At 60.0% G+C, this 18,344-nt stretch carries 15 protein-coding genes and 1 riboswitch; of the genes, 8 read left to right on the top strand and 7 right to left on the bottom strand.

Going from position 1 to position 18,344, the window contains the following annotated elements; translation table 11 throughout:
• Window positions 1-389 precede the first annotated feature (389 nt).
• Window positions 390-590: riboswitch (cobalamin riboswitch) on the top strand.
• Window positions 591-685: 95 nt separating this feature from the next.
• A complete protein-coding gene (gene metE / locus NKG60_RS17835) occupies window positions 686-3,031 on the top strand; it encodes a 5-methyltetrahydropteroyltriglutamate--homocysteine S-methyltransferase (RefSeq protein WP_352920261.1) in 2,346 nt (781 codons plus the stop codon).
• Window positions 3,032-3,067: 36 nt separating this feature from the next.
• Here metE and NKG60_RS17840 read toward each other — a convergent pair whose 3' ends face one another.
• From NKG60_RS17840 to NKG60_RS17850, 3 genes are read right to left on the bottom strand one after another with little or no spacing between them, the layout of a single operon-like run.
• Window positions 3,068-3,346 (bottom strand): FMN-binding negative transcriptional regulator, encoded by a 279-nt coding sequence (locus NKG60_RS17840; protein WP_352947787.1) that lies wholly within the window; start codon window positions 3,344-3,346, stop codon window positions 3,068-3,070.
• 34 nt (window positions 3,347-3,380) lie between these two features.
• A complete protein-coding gene (locus NKG60_RS17845; RefSeq protein ID WP_352920256.1) occupies window positions 3,381-4,283 on the bottom strand; it encodes a dihydrodipicolinate synthase family protein in 903 nt (300 codons plus the stop codon).
• A 52-nt stretch (window positions 4,284-4,335) separates the two neighbouring features.
• Complete coding sequence (locus NKG60_RS17850) at window positions 4,336-5,568, bottom strand: trans-sulfuration enzyme family protein (protein WP_352975270.1); 1,233 nt, start codon at window positions 5,566-5,568, stop codon at window positions 4,336-4,338.
• Between the two features lie 82 nt (window positions 5,569-5,650).
• Here NKG60_RS17850 and pdxR point away from each other — a divergent pair, with 82 nt between their 5' ends.
• Entirely contained in the window at window positions 5,651-7,147 is a 1,497-nt protein-coding gene (gene pdxR / locus NKG60_RS17855) for a MocR-like pyridoxine biosynthesis transcription factor PdxR (RefSeq protein ID WP_502912314.1), read from the top strand.
• 56 nt (window positions 7,148-7,203) lie between these two features.
• Here pdxR and NKG60_RS17860 read toward each other — a convergent pair whose 3' ends face one another.
• Window positions 7,204-7,536 (bottom strand): hypothetical protein, encoded by a 333-nt coding sequence (locus NKG60_RS17860; protein WP_352948611.1) that lies wholly within the window; start codon window positions 7,534-7,536, stop codon window positions 7,204-7,206.
• Window positions 7,537-7,604: 68 nt separating this feature from the next.
• Here NKG60_RS17860 and NKG60_RS17865 point away from each other — a divergent pair, with 68 nt between their 5' ends.
• Both NKG60_RS17865 and NKG60_RS17870 read left to right on the top strand, forming a co-directional pair.
• Entirely contained in the window at window positions 7,605-8,312 is a 708-nt protein-coding gene (locus NKG60_RS17865; RefSeq protein ID WP_352458254.1) for a B3/B4 domain-containing protein, read from the top strand.
• 246 nt (window positions 8,313-8,558) lie between these two features.
• The gene (locus NKG60_RS17870) at window positions 8,559-9,080 is read left to right on the top strand and encodes a helix-turn-helix domain-containing protein (protein WP_352975273.1); all 522 of its coding nucleotides are present in this window, start codon (window positions 8,559-8,561) and stop codon (window positions 9,078-9,080) included.
• 276 nt (window positions 9,081-9,356) lie between these two features.
• On the opposite strand, the gene NKG60_RS17875 is transcribed toward NKG60_RS17870, so the two are convergent.
• Both NKG60_RS17875 and NKG60_RS17880 read right to left on the bottom strand, forming a co-directional pair.
• A complete protein-coding gene (locus NKG60_RS17875; RefSeq protein ID WP_023679673.1) occupies window positions 9,357-10,412 on the bottom strand; it encodes a cytochrome-c peroxidase in 1,056 nt (351 codons plus the stop codon).
• A 778-nt stretch (window positions 10,413-11,190) separates the two neighbouring features.
• On the bottom strand, window positions 11,191-11,511 hold the full coding sequence (locus NKG60_RS17880) for a DUF982 domain-containing protein (RefSeq protein ID WP_352975274.1): 321 nt from the start codon (window positions 11,509-11,511) through the stop codon (window positions 11,191-11,193).
• Window positions 11,512-12,071: 560 nt separating this feature from the next.
• Here NKG60_RS17880 and NKG60_RS17885 point away from each other — a divergent pair.
• Window positions 12,072-12,542 (top strand): Ros/MucR family transcriptional regulator, encoded by a 471-nt coding sequence (locus NKG60_RS17885; RefSeq protein ID WP_352452644.1) that lies wholly within the window; start codon window positions 12,072-12,074, stop codon window positions 12,540-12,542.
• A gap of 209 nt (window positions 12,543-12,751) precedes the next feature.
• Here NKG60_RS17885 and NKG60_RS17890 read toward each other — a convergent pair whose 3' ends face one another.
• Window positions 12,752-12,964, bottom strand: coding sequence for a cold-shock protein (locus NKG60_RS17890; RefSeq protein WP_023679670.1), 213 nt, complete (start codon window positions 12,962-12,964; stop codon window positions 12,752-12,754).
• Window positions 12,965-13,337: 373 nt separating this feature from the next.
• Between NKG60_RS17890 and NKG60_RS17895 the strand changes: the two genes are divergently transcribed.
• The 3 genes from NKG60_RS17895 (at window position 13,338) to NKG60_RS17905 (ending at window position 17,911) form a co-directional block, all read left to right on the top strand.
• On the top strand, window positions 13,338-13,565 hold the full coding sequence (locus tag NKG60_RS17895) for a hypothetical protein (protein ID WP_352473851.1): 228 nt from the start codon (window positions 13,338-13,340) through the stop codon (window positions 13,563-13,565).
• 876 nt (window positions 13,566-14,441) lie between these two features.
• Window positions 14,442-15,944, top strand: a complete 1,503-nt coding sequence (locus NKG60_RS17900) for a M16 family metallopeptidase (protein WP_352975275.1) — start codon at window positions 14,442-14,444, stop codon at window positions 15,942-15,944.
• Window positions 15,945-16,453: 509 nt separating this feature from the next.
• Window positions 16,454-17,911: an NAD-dependent succinate-semialdehyde dehydrogenase gene (locus NKG60_RS17905; RefSeq protein WP_352493371.1), complete on the top strand. Its 1,458-nt coding sequence runs from the start codon at window positions 16,454-16,456 to the stop codon at window positions 17,909-17,911.
• The last annotated feature ends 433 nt before the right edge of the window (window positions 17,912-18,344 follow it).

Genomic DNA, 18,344 nt, shown 5'->3' on the forward strand with positions numbered 1-18,344 from the left:
GCTCCCCCCGAAATCGTTGTGTCATATCACCGAGGGCATCACGGCCAACAGCTTCCACATGGGCAACAGCCTCGCCATTGAGCCGAATATGGTCGCGAGCAGATCACCAACGAAGCGGTCGGAACCTCAGAGCCGAAGTTCGACGCCGAGGTGGTTCGCGTGATGCGCTAAGCAGCACCACGGCGCTTGCCGGTATGTTTGCTGCCGGCAGCCGACGAACTCCTATCCTCCTGGACAAGGGCGCCGTGCGTCATTGCTTTGATTTACCGGCCGCTCAAGGCTTCCACAGTTTTCGATTTCGAGGCGACCTTTGGAACATGCCAACGGAAATTTAACATAACGACATAAACATTTCTTTATGCGGCGTTGACAATGGAGCGAACTGCTGTAATTGTCTCCCGCGTCGTGGTTCTCCGTACGGCGCTGCCGCAGCGGAGCTAAGAGGGAAGCCGGTGCGATGCCGGCGCTGCCCCCGCAACTGTTAGCGGCGAGCCAACCCCACTCATGTCACTGAGGCGAATAGCCTTGGGAAGACGGGTAGAGGCTATGACCCCGCGAGCCAGGAGACCTGCCACGGCGAATTACGTCCACGGGCGGGGTGTCTCGGTGGCCGCTGCAGCCTGGCGTTCGTGCCGGCCTGCTAGCGCCTTCCTTGTCACCGACGCCCCAACCATCGGGGTCTGGCATGACTATCTCTCAGCAAATTCCTGTAGCAACGCTCGGCGTGCCCCGCTTCGGTCGTCGGCGAGAACTGAAATTCGCGCTTGAAAGCTACTGGTCCGGAAAATCGTCCGCTGCCGACCTTCTCACGACCGCGAAGGCGCTCCGTGCCGCTAGCTGGGAGGAGCAGCACGATCGCGGCGTGTCGAAAATCCCGTCGAACGACTTCTCGCTCTACGACCATGTGCTCGACACCGCAGCCATGGTCGGCGCCGTTCCATCCCGTTACGGCTGGAATAGCGGCGAGGTTCCACTTGACATCTACTTCGCAATGGCGCGGGGCAACCAGGGTCAGACGGAGGATTGTCGACACGCTGGTCACCAGCAGGCGGCTCATCGGTCTGATGTAACCGCGATGGAAATGACCAAGTGGTTTGACACCAACTATCACTACATTGTGCCGGAACTCAACGATGATCAGACGTTCGCCCTCTCGTCGACGAAACCGGTCGATTACTTCATCGAGGCTAAAGCTCTCGGCGTTCACACACGCCCAGTCATCCTTGGACCGATCACCTTCCTCAAGCTGGCGAAATCGCCTGCCGAAGGATTCGATCCCATCGCGCTCCTGCCGCGGCTGCTGCCCGTCTACGAGCAACTCCTGCAGAGGCTGAAGCTGTCTGGAGCCGACTGGGTGCAGATCGATGAGCCAGCGCTTGTCCTCGATCTGAACCCGAACGAACGAGCTGCGTTCGAATTCGCCTATGGCCAGCTGTCGAAAGCCGCGCCCGAGCTGAAGATCATGCTGGCTACCTATTTCGGGCCCCTGGGAGACAATCTCGAAACCGCGGTTTGTCTGCCCCTGGCCGGGCTGCATATTGATCTCGTGCGCGCTCCCGAGCAGCTGGAAACGGTGGGTCGGCTCGCACCGAAGGATCTGGTGCTCTCGCTTGGCTTGATCGATGGCCGCAACGTCTGGCGTGCGAACCTGCCCGCCATTCTCGACCGCATCAAACCGATCGTCGCCGGCTGGCCCTTGGACCGCGTCGAGATCGCGCCTTCTTGCTCGATGCTGCACGTGCCGATCGACCTGCGCATGGAGACCGAACTCGACGCGGACATCAGGTCGTGGCTCGCCTTCGCGGCCCAGAAGACCGACGAGTTGGTGTTGCTGGCCCGGGCCCTGACTCAAGGCAGGGATGCGGTGGCAGGCGCGTTGAAAGCGTCTGCCGAGGCTGCCGCCACTCGCCTGACATCCACGAAGATCCATGACCCGCTGATTGAGGGGCGGATCGCCAGCATTGACGACAGCATGAAGCGACGAGAGAGCGCTTTTGCCGAGCGCTCCAGAGTCCAGGCCGGCACGCTCGGACTGCCGCCGTTCCCGACGACGACCATCGGGTCCTTCCCGCAGACGCCGCAGGTACGCAGGGCGCGGGCCGCTCATGCGAAGGGCCAGCTGAGCTATGTCGACTACGAGACCTACCTGAAGAAGGAGATCGAGGCTGCAATTCGGTGGCAGGAAGAGATCGGGCTGGACGTGCTGGTGCACGGTGAGTTCGAACGAAACGACATGGTACAGCATTTCGGCGAGCAGCTGTCCGGCTTCGCCTTCACCCAGCATGCCTGGGTGCAGAGCTATGGGTCGCGTTACGTGCGTCCCCCCATCATCTTCGGCGACGTATCGAGGCCCAATCCGATGACGCTGCGCTGGTGGCAGTTCGCCCAGTCGCTTACGGAAAACCCTGTGAAGGGAATGCTCACAGGCCCAGTGACCATTCTCAACTGGTCATTTGTTCGCGACGACGTACCTCGCTCCGAAGCATGCCGCCAGATCGCGCTCGCCATCCGCGACGAAGTGACGGATCTCGAATGGTCCGGCGCAAGGATGATCCAGATCGATGAGGCCGCGTTTCGCGAAGGATTGCCACTGCGCCAGTCTGATTGGAACGACTATCTCGACTGGGCTGTCGAATGCTTCCGGATCGCTTCAACGGGTGTAAAGGACGCGACTCAAATCCATACCCACATGTGCTATTCGGAGTTCAACGAGATCATCGACGCGATCGCTGAAATGGATGCGGATGTCATTTCGATTGAGACGTCGCGCTCGAAAATGGAACTGCTGGACGCCTTCACGAGCTCCAAATATCCGAACGAAATCGGGCCCGGAGTCTACGACATTCACTCACCACGTGTCCCGGAAGTCGGGGAGATTTCGGACCTCGTCATGCTTGCCCGCGACCGACTGTCGGATGCCCAACTGTGGGTAAACCCGGACTGTGGCCTCAAAACACGCAAATGGGAGGAGGTCCGCCCTGCCCTCATGAACATGGTCGCTGCAGCACGTGCGCTCCGGGAGAAAGTGTAGGCCTGAGGGTTTCCTGGTTGCTCACCATGTGGTGAGTTACCGGCTGCCGCATGTCGGCTGTGAATGTGCCAAAACGCGATCACATCCTTTGAAAACGTCACTCGAGCGAGAATGTGCACTTCCTTCGGCACGTGTACTAATCGCGCAGGAGTAAAGAGTACCGTTTTCTCCCTGTGACGTGTCGAGTTCGAAGGGGATGTGATTGGCGTCGAGACCGCTCCGGCCATGGGTTATCAACATGCCAAGTGCGCTGTTCTCGATCAGTTCGTAAAGGACTTCTCGGCTCGGTTTTTCGAAATGCCCGGGTACATACATGATAGGTTCCTTCACTGGCCGCCGGGTTCGCTATTCACCGGTTGACATCCGATGGCAAGCGTTCCAACGCGGCGGCGATCTGGCCCTTCGCTGCTGAGGGCAGAGGCAGGATGGGACGCGGGGGGTCGGCACGGCAAATGTCGAGCAATTCGGCAAGTGCATAGACGACGCGAAGGCTCGAGAACTCCTTGAAGAGGCTCCAGAGCGGCGCAAGCGTGGCATCGATCCGTCGCGCTTCGGCCGCATCGCCCTGTTGCGCCGCCGTGACGATCTTCACGCAGACCTCGGGCAGGATGCCGGCGAGGACGCTGTACCATGTGTCGGCGCCGGCGATCATGGCCTCTGCGGCGTTCCAGTCGCCGCTGTAGCCGATTGAGAACCCTTCCGGCACAGTGCGCCTCTGGTCGGCCAGATGGCTCTTGATCGCATCGCCCTTGTCTGTCGGATTCTTGATAGCGACAATCCCACCCACCTTTGCCAGGCGGCTGACGAGTGCTGGGGTGAAATGGAAATGCGTCGTTCCTGGATTGTCGTAGACGACAATCGGCAGGCCGCTCTCGCACGCCACCGTCGAGAAATGTTCGAACACCTCGTCCTCAGTGAGCGGGGTGTAGGAGGCGGCCGCAAGCAGCCCCGCGGCAACTCCAAGGGCCTTGGCGTCCTGCGCGAACCTCACTGCTTCATCGGTGCGCAACGCGCCCACACCCACCACGACCGGCGTTCGCCCGGCGATTTCGTCCAAGGTCTCGGCGAGCGTCCGTCGCCGTTCCTCGCGCGACAGATACATGTAGGTGCCGGTGCTGCCGAGAAGACCGATGGAGTCGACCTGAGCGGCGCCAAGCCTGGCAATCAGCTTGCGCAGAGCAACGGTATCGACGCGGCCGTCACGATCGGCGGGCGTGATGGGAAACGCGGAAAGACCGCTCAGGAATGCCATGGCAAGGCTCCAGGTTTGTGCGTGAGCGCAGGACTGGCCGGACGACAGGTCATCACAAGGCGTCCAGAGCCCGCCGCAGGTCGGCGATTAGGTCATCGGCGTCTTCAAGACCCACCGAGAGACGCATGAGGTCCTCGCCGACTCCATCGGCCAGATGCGCATCCTTGCGGATCGGCTGACGAGCACGGGTCAGGCTTGCCGGATGATAGATGAGACTGTCGGCATCGCCGAGGCTGACAGCCCGGGTGATCAGGTTGAGCCGGTCCATCATCCGCCGCGCGCCCTCGAACCCAGCGTGGAGGCCAAAGGCTAACATGCCCGACCCTTGGGACATCTGCTTTCGCGCCGTCACCTGATCAGGGTGCGAGTCGAGGAAGGGATACCTCACCCATGCCACCGCCGGGTGCGCCTCGAGCGCCTGAGCCACCGCAAGGGCAGTGGCGCTATGCCGTTCCATGCGCAGCGTGAGCGTCTTCAGACCGCGCAGGATCAGGAAGGCTGACATGGGCGAGAGCGCTGCGCCGGTGATGTAGCGCAGGCCCGTTTCGTGCAGCGTGCGGAGCGTTTGCGCGTCGCCGAGAATCGCCCCGCCAAGGGCATCGCCGTGCCCATTGATGTATTTGGTCAGCGAGTGGAGCACGAGGTCTGCCCCATGTTCGAGCGGCCGCTGGAGCGCGGGGGAGGCGAAGGTGCTGTCGACTGCAACCTTTACACCGCGCGCGTGGGCGCGCTCGGCAATGGCAGCGATGTCGAGGATGCGGCTCAGCGGATTCACCGGCGTCTCGAAGAAAACAAGCCGGGTCCGCTCGGTGATCGCGGCATCGAGATTGTGAGGATCGGACAGGTCGACCGCGACGACCTTGATGCCGAAGCGGGGGACCGCCTGTTCGACCATGGCAAGCGTGTTCGCATAAAGTGTCCTGTGGACGATGAGTTCATCCCCTTGGGACAGGAGCGACAGGATCAGCGTCCCGAAAGCCGCCATCCCCGAGGCAACGACCAAACCTGCCTCGGCTCCTTCCAGATTGGCAAGCCGTTGTTCTAGGATCTCCGTCGTCGGATTGTATTCGCGCGCATAGAGCCTTCCGCCAAGCGCGGCGGCGGCCTCGTTCGCTGCCACGCTTTCGAATCCATAGGTCGAGGTCAAGAAGACTGGCGGCTGAACGGCATTGGAAAAGCCGGCGGGATCGTAGCCATGATGGATCGCCCGAGTGGCGAATCCGGGACCGGTGTCGTGGAGCGACCGCGTGAGAGCATCGGTTTCGGATTGATAGGAACGGGTCATTCGGCCTCTAGATCTTTCTTGGGTTTCCGAAAGATTGACGGCAAACTGGCCAATGTGAAATATCCAGTGAGCAATGAATGAAATGGTCCAGTCTTCAAGTGCCGGTTCTGCAGGTCGCTCGCACGCGATGGGTGCACGCCAGATCTACGAGGCTCTTCGCGAGCAAATCCTCGGCGGCGTCTATGAAACCGGTAGTCAGCTGCCGTCCTCCCGCGGCCTGGCAAATGACCTTGGGGTTTCGCGAACGACGGTGACGGTCGCCTATGACCAACTGACCGCGGAAGGTTTTATCGAAGTCCGTCAAGGCGCACGACCTCGCGTTGCATCCTCGCTGATCGGTCCTGAGACGAGCCGCACTGTCGCGAAACGAGTCGGCCCGGTTCATCTGTCCGCCTATGGCGAACGACTGCGCGTTACGCCGCCCTGGCCGGATTATCTGCCGACTGGACTGAAGGTCGATTTCCGCTATGGCGACCTGGCGCCGTCAGACTTCCCCGCATTGGTCTGGAAACGTGCGATGAACGAGGCGATGGGGCAGCGCCCGTTGCGTCTTGCCTATGACGATCCTCGCGGCTGGCGTGGGCTGCGCCAGGCGCTCCAGGGCTATCTCTGGCGCGCCCGAACTCTGAGCTGCGACCTCGAGCAGATCATCATCGTCAACGGTTCGCAGCAGGGCCTAGATCTGTGCGCTCGCCTGCTTCTCGATCCCGCCGACCGCTTCGTCATCGAGGACCCGTGCTATAGGATGGCGCGTCAGGTCTTTGCCAGTACGGGTGCCTCGCCCGTCCCGGTCACCGTCGACGAGGACGGGATGAAGACGGAGTTGCTGGCGGGGATCGGGGCACGACTGGCCTATGTCACGCCATCGCATCAGTTTCCGCTGGGCGGCGTCATGCCGATCGCGCGCCGCCATCAGCTTCTGGAATGGGCGCGGCACAACAACGCCTATGTGATCGAGGACGACTACGACAGCGAATATCGCTACGACATCAATCCGGTCCCTCCGCTGCACAGTCTTGAGGACCACGGGGCTGTCATCTACCTCGGCACGATCTCCAAAACGCTCTCGCCGATGCTGCGTATCGGCTACCTCGTCGTCCCGACGGAATTGCAGGAGGTCTTCGCTACCGCCAAACAATTCGCGGACCGACATTCGCCGGTCGCTGAACAGGAGGCTCTGGCCTCTTTGATCGAGAGTGGCGGCTACGAAAGCCATGTGCGGCGTGTGCGCAGGCTGAACGGCGAGCGTCGGGAGGCGTTGTTGGGCGCCTTGCGGCGCAGCTTCGGAGATCGCATCGCTGTCCAGGGAGCAGAGGCCGGTCTGCACGTCGTCGTTTGGTTCGACGAACTGCCGCGATCGCGGGAAACGACCTTGGTCGAAGCCGCCCGAGGCGCGGGCCTGGGGCTGCACCTGATCTCGCCCCTCTACGAGCGGCAATCGGACGAAAGCCACATCGATCGCGTGGGGCTTGTCATGGGCTATGCCGCCTTGAGCATTCGGCAAATCGAGAAGGGCGTTGAGATCCTGCGAGCGGTTGTCAAGCAGGTGCAAGACGCGTTGCCGGGACACGGTGGCTAAAACGGCGGGGACGTGGCGTGCTGGCGAGGAAACCGACCCTTGGGCTGAACCGCATTTCATTGCAAAGCCAACTGGACTGGGAAAACGCTATGCAACTGGTGCTGTTGATCAGGCCAGTTTGGCGGCAGATTTTCGTGCGAGACGAATTTCCGAGAGCGATGCATAACCGGCAAGGAAAGCTGCTTCACATCCATATCGCGCCCGCTGCCTTTTATGAAATGGAGGATCTGGCGGAGGCGTAGCTTGTTGCCGGCCGAGGCGGGCTCGAGCACCCGCAAGAGATAATCGACGATCTCTACCAGGCCTTGTCCACGGCCGAATGATGGAATTATCCAGCGCATGGTGCGGCATGCACCATGCCGATGCCAGAAGATCTGGACGCTCGACAAGCACCTTTCTTCAAACATTTCCCGAACGACCCGCAGCGCAAAGCCTCCCCATGAGAAAAGAGCATCCCATGTCTTTCACGCCATTGATTGCCCCCGAGATCAAGGCCCGCTACCCGGATTTTCATCTGATCAGCATTGTGGTGCGGAACGCTGAAATCGACGTGCCGGATGCACAGGCGTTGAACGACACGATTGCGGCGGCGGAACAGGCGGCGCTTCGCGATGACGCCCAAAGGGACGCGCATCTTGCGGCGTGGGCCGTTGCCTACGAGGCTTTCGGCACAAAGGCCAATCGAACGCCGTGCTCGGCCGCCGCGCTTCTCAAGCGGGTGCGGAAAGATGGCTCTCTCCCGCGGATATCCCCACTGGTTGATGCCTACAATGCCGTCAGCGTGTTGTATGGCGTTCCGATTGGCGGGGAGGATCTCGATCTCTACCAGGGGGTCCCGAGACTTTTAATTGCGAAGGGAGCGGAGCCATTCGACACGATCCAGCAAGGTGAAATGGTAACCGAGCATCCTGAACCGGGCGAAGTCATCTGGTGCGATGATGCCGGTGTCACGTGCCGCCGCTGGAACTGGCGGCAGGGGCGGCGCACCATGGTCACGGTCGATACCCGCGCCATGTGGCTCGTGCTGGAAGCCCTCGGCCCAATGTCAGCTAAACAGATGACGGCCACCGGAGAGCATTTGATGGGACTTATCCAAGCGTTGTGCCCGGGTGCGCGAATCGAAACCGCGCGAATCGACGAGTCCACTACATCTCGTGTTCCTTAGGGCATGGCCCACCTTTCGGAGAAACACCCCACTCAGCCCTGTCCGGATCTGGCGCTCCTTGCTCGCTCCGCTGGCCTACACAGTTGATTGCGAACGACCCAGAACGGCTCTCGAAAACGAGCGTCGAACGAAATCAGATCACTGCTTGTTCTCCCTTAGCGTTGTTTGGCGTACTTTTATCGCGATGCCTCCAGTGGGGATGGTCCAAATTGCGCAAGCTCGGTCGAGTGATCGCGGAGAAGCTTAATGTCGACTACATCGAAATTCATGGAGCGGTACGGACAACGGGTGCGAACCCGGGACGTCGTCCCGGTGTCGTCAGGCTCTCCCGTCCGACTGAGCCTCAGTTTTCTTCACGGCGCGAATACTCCTGAGGCCGCCCGGATTCTCGTTAAGAGACAGCTGCCGCTCAGGACGGCCCACGCGATACTCACGGAGATGGTCGATCACGGCAAGGCGTTCGTGACGGTTCCTTGCGTCGACGACCTATTGGCACTGCAGAATGAACTGTCGTCCGCAGGCGTGATCGCGAAGGTTCATGCGCCGCGGCCGATAAGTGTTCGCGAAGTCCGGGATCGCACGAAGCTCTCTCAGGAGGCATTCTCCGTGAGGTATGGCCTCGATCTGGCAACGCTTCGAAACTGGGAGCAAGGTCGCTCGAAACCGGATGCAGCGGCGAATACTCTCCTTTGGACCATCGCCCGGAATCCGGAAGCAGTCGAAGAATCGCTGGACATGGAGGACGGAGTGGCTGCCCCTTCGCCCTAAGGGGGCCGATCACTTCGGCGCGCGGCAATTCGGCCGCCAGCGGATGGCCGGCCGCCGCGCGGTATCGACAGCGCGCGAACCTCATGCGTCAGACGCCTTCCTTGGCATGTCGCACGCCAGATCCCAAACATGATTCCATCGCAACGAGCTGGTGACGGAAGCAGTGTCTGCACTTTGGAAACGAGCCATTTGCGTTCTCATGGACGTCGCGACTCGTCTCGTCCAGTAAAAGTCGCAATCATTGTCAATTGCGATGTTCCGCAGTTAGCTGGCCGTTTATTTTCCTAAGATCTGCGTTATAGGCCGGGGTGTTGTCGCCGTTTCGGCGGGTAAGATGGGATAGGCGACCTCGGGTGCCTTTCCGGTCAGCGAGTTGAGGAAGGCAACAAGCAGGTCGACTTCTTCGTCCGCCAGTACCACGCCAAGCTGGGTGGTTCCCATGATGGCAACGGCCTGTTTCAGATCCCAAACCTTGCCCGAATGAAAGTATGGCGCGGTGAGTGCAACGTTGCGCAGCGGCGCCACGCGGAAAACATAGGAATCGTCGGCTGCATTGGTGACCGCAAATCGGCCCTTGTCTTTTTCCGGCAGGACCTCGGCGCTGGGCTGTTCCACGAGGCCGAATGGGTAATAGGCTTGCCCACCAACGTTGATACCGCCATGGCAGGACGAGCAGCCTTTGTCCATGAAAAGCGCCAGGCCCTGTTTCTGTTCGGAAGTCATGGCGGCGTCATCGCCATTCAGGAAACTGTCGAAGGGGGCCGGCGTGACCAGTGTCGCCTCGAAGGCTTCGATTGCCTTGGCGAGGTTGTCGAAGGTGACCCGATCGGCTTCAGCCGGAAAAGCTGCATCGAACCACTCGACATATTGCGGCATGGACTTGAGCGTGGTGATGACTTGGCCCGGTGTATTGGCCATTTCGATCCCGGCTTGGACCGGTCCCTTCGCCTGAGCCTTCAGGTCTTCGGCACGACCATCCCAGAACTGGGCGATGTTGAAGACAGCGTTCAGTACAGTCGGCGCGTTGCGCTGTCCCTTCTGCCAACCATGGCCGATCGAGGTTTCGTGATTGTCGTCGCCGCCGGTGGCCAGGTTGTGGCACGAGTTGCACGACAAGACGCCTGACGCAGAGACGCGTGGATCGAAGAACAGTGCCTTGCCGAGAGCGATCTTTTCCGGGGTGATCGGGTTGTTGGCGACTGCCGGGGTGGTGGGTGGCAAAGCCTTGAAAGTGGCCATTGCCGTTTCTCTGAGGTCTGCGGGGATCGAATCCGCAGCAAAGGCGGTGGCCGTCAGCAAGGGGACAGCCATCGTACTGAATAGGATTTTCATAAATGATCTCGCTGCGTCGTGCACGCAGCCACTCTGGGATATGCGGCTCATGAACGCCCTGCGCTAGATCAGTTGCGGGAGAGGACCGGGGGTCTGACACCTGTTTTTGCGGCAGAGCTTGGACCGTCCCGGAATTGAACGCTCTTCTCGATTGGATTTTGGGAGGCGGAGGATCGCTGCTCGGCAAGCGGCGGCGCCGGAGCCGTGCTCCGGTTCTCTCTGCGCCTTCAACTATGAAGAAATCGGGGCCACCGTGTCGGATTCGGTTTGGGGCCGGTTATCTGTTCCGCAGCAGGTCCTGCTCGACTTCCGCCTGCCTTCGCCAGATCGACCTTGGCCCAAATCGATCCGCGATAGTGTCTTGTAGCACCTTTGCGGGACGATCTTATTTCGACTGTAGAGGGCCGTTTGGGGTGAGCAGAATTACACGAATTTCAGAGGCGCCCGAGTAGCTGTTTTAATTGGCTTGTAGGCCTCCATAGAGCGAATATTGGCAGACGACGGAGCACAATTTGGCTTCGTTTACATCTTGCTTCGATGGGACAACTGCTTTGCAATCATTACACGGTAATTTACCATCATGAATTTGAGAACCAAGTCCCACGCAGTGATTTTCACACCGGAGGCGTTGCAATCCTATCGCGAGAAGCTGATTTACAAATACAACAAGATGATTAACATCGCCATAGCGCCGCAAATATTGTTTGTTCGCTACACTACGCTCCAGATGCCGGCGAAATCTCGACACAATAACCTCGTCGGCGTACCCGCTCCAGCCTCACACACGACTGCGGCGCCTATACTTGCGCTTTTCCACTGCCCGACAGCAGGCAGCGAGCCATTGCATCGCCGAGGTTGCATCTTCCAATATGGCGACCTGTTTCGCAAAGCGGAAAACAGCCTTGCGCGCTGCGCTCGCAGGTTTTCGTCCGTTGTATGCATCAAAGCACGCCCTGAGGGCGGCTTCGTAGATCCGGTCTCTGCGAGCTTCTGGCCATTCGTTGAGAAAATCGATAGCATCCGCAGGACTGGCAATCTCTTGCACGATGTGCGCTGCACGCCTTACGAAAAGTGGGCTGCTGAAAGTCCCTGAGCTCATTCGTTCCTCCCGACCTGCTGAAACCGCTAGTTTTGCGTGAACAGGCGCCTCCTCTACACCCGCCCACCATTGCGGAATGTGTTGTCACAGCGATAGCGGTTCAATAGCAAAGCAGCGGCGTGATGTCCTCGGTTTGCCAGCGGGTCAATCCCTAACATCCTGCTGCAAGAGCGGCTCACCGGATGAATCTAGATCGTTTCGACCATTGCGAATCAACGCTTGATAGTTCCTCCACGCGCCACCAGGAAGCGGCCACTGCTCTGCCATCGATTTCACAGCCAAAAAGAGAATGGCGAAACAGGAATAGCCCGCTTCGTTTCGAGATTACTGGTCATTTTGGCGCAAAGCTTACGGCCGAGACGCGCCTGAAAATGCGCAAGCACCGCGGCAGGTCGCCAACAACGGAACGCATCAACGGTCATGACGGCGCGATACTGCGCCATAGATCTCGCTGGACGAGCATCGCAATAATCCTGTCGAGACCTTGGTTGCTTTCAGCGGAGACCGCCACTATGAAGCGACGCTTCGCCGACTGTGTTTCACGCCGCCTGGAGAGTTTCATGACAGAAGAAGCCGAAAAAAACATCAACACCCTCATCGAGCTCACGGCCGATGTCGTCTCAGCCTATGTCTCCAACAATCCGATCCCGGTGGGGGATCTCCCTGCCCTCATCGGCCAAGTGCACGCGGCTCTGAAAGGGACGGCGGAAGGTGTCTCTGCAAAAGAGCCGGTTGCCCTTACGCCTGCAGTCCCGATCAGGAAGTCGGTGACACCGGACTACATCATCTCCCTTGAGGACGGGAAGAAATTCAAATCGCTAAAGCGCCATCTGTCGACCCACTATGGGCTGACGCCGGATGGATATCGGGCCAAATGGGGCCTGTCGGCGGATTATCCCATGGTCGCGCCGAACTACGCCGCGGCGCGCTCGTCATTGGCCAAGACAATGGGGCTCGGCCGCAAACCGAAAGCGCCGGAAGCGCCGGAGCCGGCGCCGACGAAGCGAACCCGCAAGAAGGTCGCGGCTTGATTTCGGCAATGGAGATTTGTTCTGGAGCGTTGCAGCCATCGGCTTAATCTGCGCGTCATATCGTCACAAAAAGGCGGGGCCAACCCTTCATAAGGAATTCGCGACGCCTGCAGCAATCTGCTGCCCTCAGTTTTTGCTCGCTCCTATCGAGCGGCCGTGAGGACCTCCGGACCTACGCGCCCACTCTTGCCAGGACGCAGGAGAAAATTTCAACCAGCTTTGCTGAGGCTGCCAGCGGAGGATTTGCCGGTGCGGCGATCCTGCTCGATCTCATAGTTGATCTTCTGGCCGTCAGCGAGGGTCGAGAGGCCCGCGCGTTCGACAGCGGAAATGTGGACGAAAACATCCGGACCGCCATTGTCGGGCTGGATAAATCCAAACCCCTTGGTGCTGTTGAACCACTTTACCGTTCCAGTAGGCATATACGTGTTCCTCCTTAACAATTGCAACGTCGGGCAGGCCATTAGGCCTGCCTGACTCATAGCCGAGACTTGGGCGCAGCAAAAAGCGAAAAATTGTTAAGCCCCGATCAGCTGGCGCACTCCATTTTGGCCGTAGTCGCCAGCAAGCACTGTCCTACACTACCGCTCGAGCATGGCCGGAAGCGCCCGATCCTTCCAACGCTCCTCAGCGCCACGTCTAGGGCTGGTGCTTGGAGGCACGGGACGTAAGGCCGACCGCTGCTCGTGCCGCCAGGTCAAAGGCCGGGTAGTTGACGGAGCTACCTTCGTGCATAACGGCTTGGCAAGCGCTTGAAGGAGTTTCGAATTGGATTGTTTCAAGAGGGTCGAGGGGTTGATCGATGCCACCAGCGTGGAAGCGATCGATAACGCGCGCGTTTTGCTGGACCAGTTCAAGGGCAAGTCAGAAACAATCGCCCAAGCGATCGACGACTTCCTACTTGATTTCATGACCTTGCTGTTTGTGGTAGAAGCTACCCGCGAGCGGTTCCACAATCCGGCGAGGCGGTTGGCGCGTATCAGATTGAGCAGGATCAGGCTGTTACTCACCCGATGCTCTTGACCTAAGGGACCACGCCGCCAGGGATGCGTTTGCAGCCGCAAAGAAGGCAAAATCTGTTCGCCGGCAAACCGAGCACAGCCAGTCGGTATTTGCGCAGATGAATTCGACCGCGACCGCCGAATTCTCCTGTTTGGTACCCAGCGACGACGGCAAGCGCGGACAGCTTCCGTGCTGCTGTCCTCCAGCGACAGACGTGCCTGCATGCCCCTCTACGGCGAGCTCGACGGTTGTTTCTTACGTTTGACCAAGGTCCCGCGCAAACACTCCCCTTTCCCGCAGCAACTCATCAGGCTCAACGGCCTCGCGGCAGGCGCATTACGCCAGAAGCGCGCGACCGCATCGTTTTTTCCCGCCCGAGTCCTACGATCTTCGTTTTCCAGCGCCTCGCGGATATCGCCCAACTTGCCGATTTTTGGATCAGATCCGTCCTAGCGCGCGAGCAGGCTCCGGGTTCGAGTTGGCTGGGCTGCTCACGCCTCTGCCCTTCAGCATCGACCCGGTCTGGCTGTCGAGGACAGGGTCCCGCTGGGGCGACCAACATCTCCATTCTCACCGTCAGTGCAGCGGCCATTCGAAGTGCATCCTATACCCCTCCCCGGCAGCGCGCCCAACCGTCTTCCGAACGAAGAAGATGTTCTCAGCCGCGCGCGTCGCGTTCGGCCCTGTCCGATGTCCGACAATGTCGAATGCGCAACATGGCAGAGCCCGATTTGTCCACTGCCTCGAACGGTTTTCTGATCTGGCACGGTGCATGCTTGGTCATCCGCAAGGCGTCGCGGACCAAGGAGAATCCGTCCCATGATCACCTCACCAAGAAATACCGCCACAGGTCTCCTGGGTCGATCCAAAGATGAGGCTCGGGGAAGGCCTGGCCCCATGAAGAGCTTATTTATCTCGCTCGGCGCTGCCCGCCGATCCTCCCACGCGGGGAGACGGGGACGCAGCGCCTTCATCAAAATTAGGAACAAATCACTTTGCCTCGAACCTTGCCTTTCGACCAGCCACCACAACCGGAGCCATCGATCGTCCCCTTGGCTGCGCAAGGCGTTCATTGCCACCGCGCTGGCCGTGGTGACGACCGCTCCGGCTCTGGCCGCCACCGCCGGCGGCAAGGTGACGGATTTTCTGCTCGACAACGGCATGGAAGTGGTCGTCATCCCCGATCACCGCGCGCCGATCGTCACTCATATGGTCTGGTACAAGATCGGCAGCGCCGACGAGCCACCCGGCAAATCAGGCCTTGCCCATTTCCTCGAGCGCCTGATGTTCACGGCGACGACCAACCACGCCGCCGGCGAGTTCGACCGAGCCGTCTCAGCCGTCGGCGGCTACAATAACGCCTTCACCGCCTATGACTACACCACCTTCCTCGAGACGGTGGCGCCCTCGGCGTTGGGTGACATGATGGGCTTCGAGGCCGATCGCATGTTCAACCTCATCCTCAACGACGATGATATCAAGACCGAGCGCGACGTCATCCTGGAGGAGCGCCGTTGGCGCAGAAAGACGAACCCGGAGACTCTGCTGGACGAGGAGGTCAACGCGACGTTGCGGCAGAACCAGCCGTACCGCATTCCGGTCATCGGCTGGATGCAGGAGATGGAGAAGCTGAACGGCACCGACGCATTCACCATCTACAACAAATACTACCGACCGAACAACGCCGTGCTGGTGGTGGCCGGCGATGTCGAACCGGAAACGGTGAAGGCGCTGGCCGAGAAGACCTATGGCAAGGTTGTGCGCGGGCCGGACCTGCCCCGGCGCAACCGCCCGGTCGAGCCGGAGCAGAACACCAGGCGCACAGTGACGCTGACCGATGCGTGCGTTTCGGTGCCGAGCTTTTCCACTCAATGGGTGGTGCCGTCCTATCATACGGCAGAGCCCGGCGAGGCCGAGGCGCTCGACCTGCTGGCCGAGATTCTCGGCGGCGGTAACCGCAGCCGGCTGTATCAGGAGCTTGTCGTCAAGCAAGGCATAGCCTCGGCGGCCGGCGCCTCCTTCCAGGGCACCATGCTAGACGACACCAATTTCACCATCTCCGGCTCGCCGCGCGGCGATGCAAAGCTCGTCGAGCTCGAAGCGGCGGCCGTTGCCGAAGTCGCCCGGATTGCCAAAGATGGCGTCACCAGCGACGAGCTGGACAAGGCCAAAGACCGCTATATCCGCTCGGTGATTTTTGCGCACGACGAGCTGGACCACATCGCCAACATTTATGGCAAGACGCTCACCACCGGTGGCAATGTGAAGGACGTGCTCGAGAGGCCGGACCGCGTCCGCAAGGTCACCACCGACGAGGTCAAGGCGGTCGCCGCGCGTTATCTGGTGCTCGACCATTCGACCACAGGCTATCTTTTGCCGCAGCAACAGGCGGGGAATTGATCATGAGCTCCATCCCCATGCAAATGCGCCGGCCGGTCTTCCCTCGGCGCGCCTTCGCCCCCCTGTTCCTCTCCATCCTCTTTCTCATCTTGCGGGCGCTCGCCCGGTAAACGGGATCTGTTTAAAGCCGCGAGGAGCGGTTTTCGCGGGCCTTGCCAGGCATTTGCCGGTTCAGGCGTCATTATTGGGGTGCGCTCCTCCTCAGGCCAGCCTCTCTTCGAGTGGATAGAGTCGCCGATTCGTGGTCCGCAGATTGTAGGCGCAGGCCACCAGCATCCACTCCGCGCGGCTGGCGAAGCCGATGTCGGTTGTTCAATCGTTCGACTGGTAGAACCGCGAGGCATCTTCTAGCGTATTCAGGTATTCTCCCTTTCCAGTGGGGTACCGTGGTCTACCAGCTGTCTGGCCGAGGCCCTATAAAGAACCCGGACGTCGCGGAGTACACACCGCACCTGCTATATATACCTGCTGCGTTGAGGAGGAATCCGGTATTGCCCCTGTGCCTGCCGATGATCCGTCACCTGAGATCCCCCGACCTGTTTGGACCCATTGATCGCCTGCCGGCACTTGGCACGCGGATTAGCGAGCGGACATTCGAGGTCCTCAACCCGTCGACTGGCGAAGTGCTGGCAGAACTACCCGACATGGGTGTCGAGGAGACATGCGCTGCGATCGATAAGGCCTATGTCGCGCAGCCTGGATGGGCAGGGCTGACCGCACGTGAGCGCAGCGACGTTCTATGGCGATGGCATCAGTTGATCATCGACCACGCCGACGATCTCGCCGCGATTCTCACCGCGGAGATGGGCAAGCCGCTTGCCGAAGCCAAGTCGGAGATATCGCATGCTGCGGCGTATCTGCAATGGTACGCCGAGGAGGCCAATCGCGTCTATGGCGAGACGATCTCCGCACCATCGATGGACCGCCGAATGCTGGTAATCAAACAGCCCATCGGAGTTGTTGGCACGATAACGCCATGGAATTTCCCGGCCTCGATGGTGGCGCGCAAAATCTCGCCAGCCTTGGCGGCGGGCTGCACGATCGTCCTCAAGCCCGCTGAACAGACGCCGCTCGTGGCGGGAGCAATGTTCGCCCTCGCCCATCAGGCTGGCTTTCCCGAAGGCGTCGTCAACCTGATCTATGCGTCCGAAGGTGACGCGGTCGGCCGCGAACTTTGTACCAATCCCAAGGTCCGCAAGATCAGCTTCACCGGGTCGACTGAGATCGGGCGCCTTCTCATGCGCCAGTGCTCGGACCAGATCAAAAAAGTCAGCCTTGAGCTCGGCGGCAATGCACCTTTCATCGTCTTCGATGATGCCGATATCGATGCCGCGGTTGACGGTGCGATCCAGGCGAAGTTCCGCAATGCCGGCCAGACCTGCGTTTCGGCGAACCGCCTTTACGTCCAGTCGGGCGTTCACGACGAGTTCGTCGAGAAATTCGTGCAACGGGCTCGCCAACTTCAAGTTGGTGACGGTTTCGCTCCCGGAGTGGACATCGGACCGCTCATCGACAAGCACGCTTTGGCCAAGATCGAATCCCATATTGCCGATGCCGTCGCCAAAGGCGGCGCAATTCGATGCGGGGGCAAACGCATCGGCACGAATGGCACGTTTTTCCAACCGACAGTCCTGACCGGTGTCTCCAGCGAGATGACCGTCGCGCAAGAAGAGACATTCGGGCCGTTGGCACCGATTATTCGCTTCAAAGATGCGGATCAGGTCGTGCGTGAGGCCAACGACACGATCTACGGCCTCGCGGCCTACTTTTATGCCTCCAACCTGAAGCGTGTCTGGCGTGTGGCCGAGGCCTTGGAATATGGAATGGTCGGGGTAAATACCGGCCGGATGTCTTCAGAAGCGGCGCCGTTCGGTGGGATAAAACAGTCCGGCATCGGGCGGGAGGGATCCCGCCATGGCCTCGAGGACTACCTAGAAATGAAGTATCTCTGCATGGGCGGCATCTGAATTTTCGGCTTGCAGGGTTCACAGACCGGGTAACCTGGCGAGCGATTTCCAAATATGTGAATTGTAGGATCACTCCTCGATTGGGAACTGAGGGGCGGCTCCGTACGCGAGCAAGCACGCAATCCTGAAGGAGCACCCCGGCTGGACTTATCTCTCGACGAGACAAGCGTGTGCATTGTCGGCGAAGACGGCGTGCATGTGACGGAGGATACGCTTGCGAGGGATTTGGCGGCCCTCGCCGACTATCTTCAGGCGACGGGCTGTCTTTGCGCGGGTCTGGTTGGAAGCTTGTGCACCATCGCGATCGCGAACGCTGGTTGTGCGCAATATCCGGTTTGTGGGGCAGAATTTTGAACCTGCTACCTTCCGATTATCAGTAGCTCAGTTGTTCTTCGGCCGACTGCCGCGCCAGTACAGGCTCCGACAGAATCGA

This window comes from Mesorhizobium sp. M1428 (assembly GCF_040317515.1).
In the GTDB taxonomy this organism is placed as follows: domain Bacteria; phylum Pseudomonadota; class Alphaproteobacteria; order Rhizobiales; family Rhizobiaceae; genus Mesorhizobium.

Bases quoted from the DNA above. Each gene is read 5' to 3' on its own strand.
- pdxR (WP_502912314.1), top strand. From the start codon at position 5,651: ATGGTCCAGTCTTCAAGTGCCGGTTCTGCAGGTCGCTCGCACGCGATG.
- metE (WP_352920261.1), top strand. From the start codon at position 686: ATGACTATCTCTCAGCAAATTCCTGTAGCAACGCTCGGCGTGCCCCGC.
- NKG60_RS17865 (WP_352458254.1), top strand. From the start codon at position 7,605: ATGTCTTTCACGCCATTGATTGCCCCCGAGATCAAGGCCCGCTACCCG.
- NKG60_RS17905 (WP_352493371.1), top strand. From the start codon at position 16,454: ATGATCCGTCACCTGAGATCCCCCGACCTGTTTGGACCCATTGATCGC.
- NKG60_RS17900 (WP_352975275.1), top strand. From the start codon at position 14,442: ATGAAGAGCTTATTTATCTCGCTCGGCGCTGCCCGCCGATCCTCCCAC.
- NKG60_RS17880 (WP_352975274.1), bottom strand. From the start codon at position 11,511: ATGAGCTCAGGGACTTTCAGCAGCCCACTTTTCGTAAGGCGTGCAGCG.
- NKG60_RS17840 (WP_352947787.1), bottom strand. From the start codon at position 3,346: ATGTATGTACCCGGGCATTTCGAAAAACCGAGCCGAGAAGTCCTTTAC.
- NKG60_RS17850 (WP_352975270.1), bottom strand. From the start codon at position 5,568: ATGACCCGTTCCTATCAATCCGAAACCGATGCTCTCACGCGGTCGCTC.
- NKG60_RS17870 (WP_352975273.1), top strand. From the start codon at position 8,559: ATGTCGACTACATCGAAATTCATGGAGCGGTACGGACAACGGGTGCGA.
- NKG60_RS17885 (WP_352452644.1), top strand. From the start codon at position 12,072: ATGACAGAAGAAGCCGAAAAAAACATCAACACCCTCATCGAGCTCACG.
- NKG60_RS17890 (WP_023679670.1), bottom strand. From the start codon at position 12,964: ATGCCTACTGGAACGGTAAAGTGGTTCAACAGCACCAAGGGGTTTGGA.
- NKG60_RS17845 (WP_352920256.1), bottom strand. From the start codon at position 4,283: ATGGCATTCCTGAGCGGTCTTTCCGCGTTTCCCATCACGCCCGCCGAT.
- NKG60_RS17875 (WP_023679673.1), bottom strand. From the start codon at position 10,412: ATGAAAATCCTATTCAGTACGATGGCTGTCCCCTTGCTGACGGCCACC.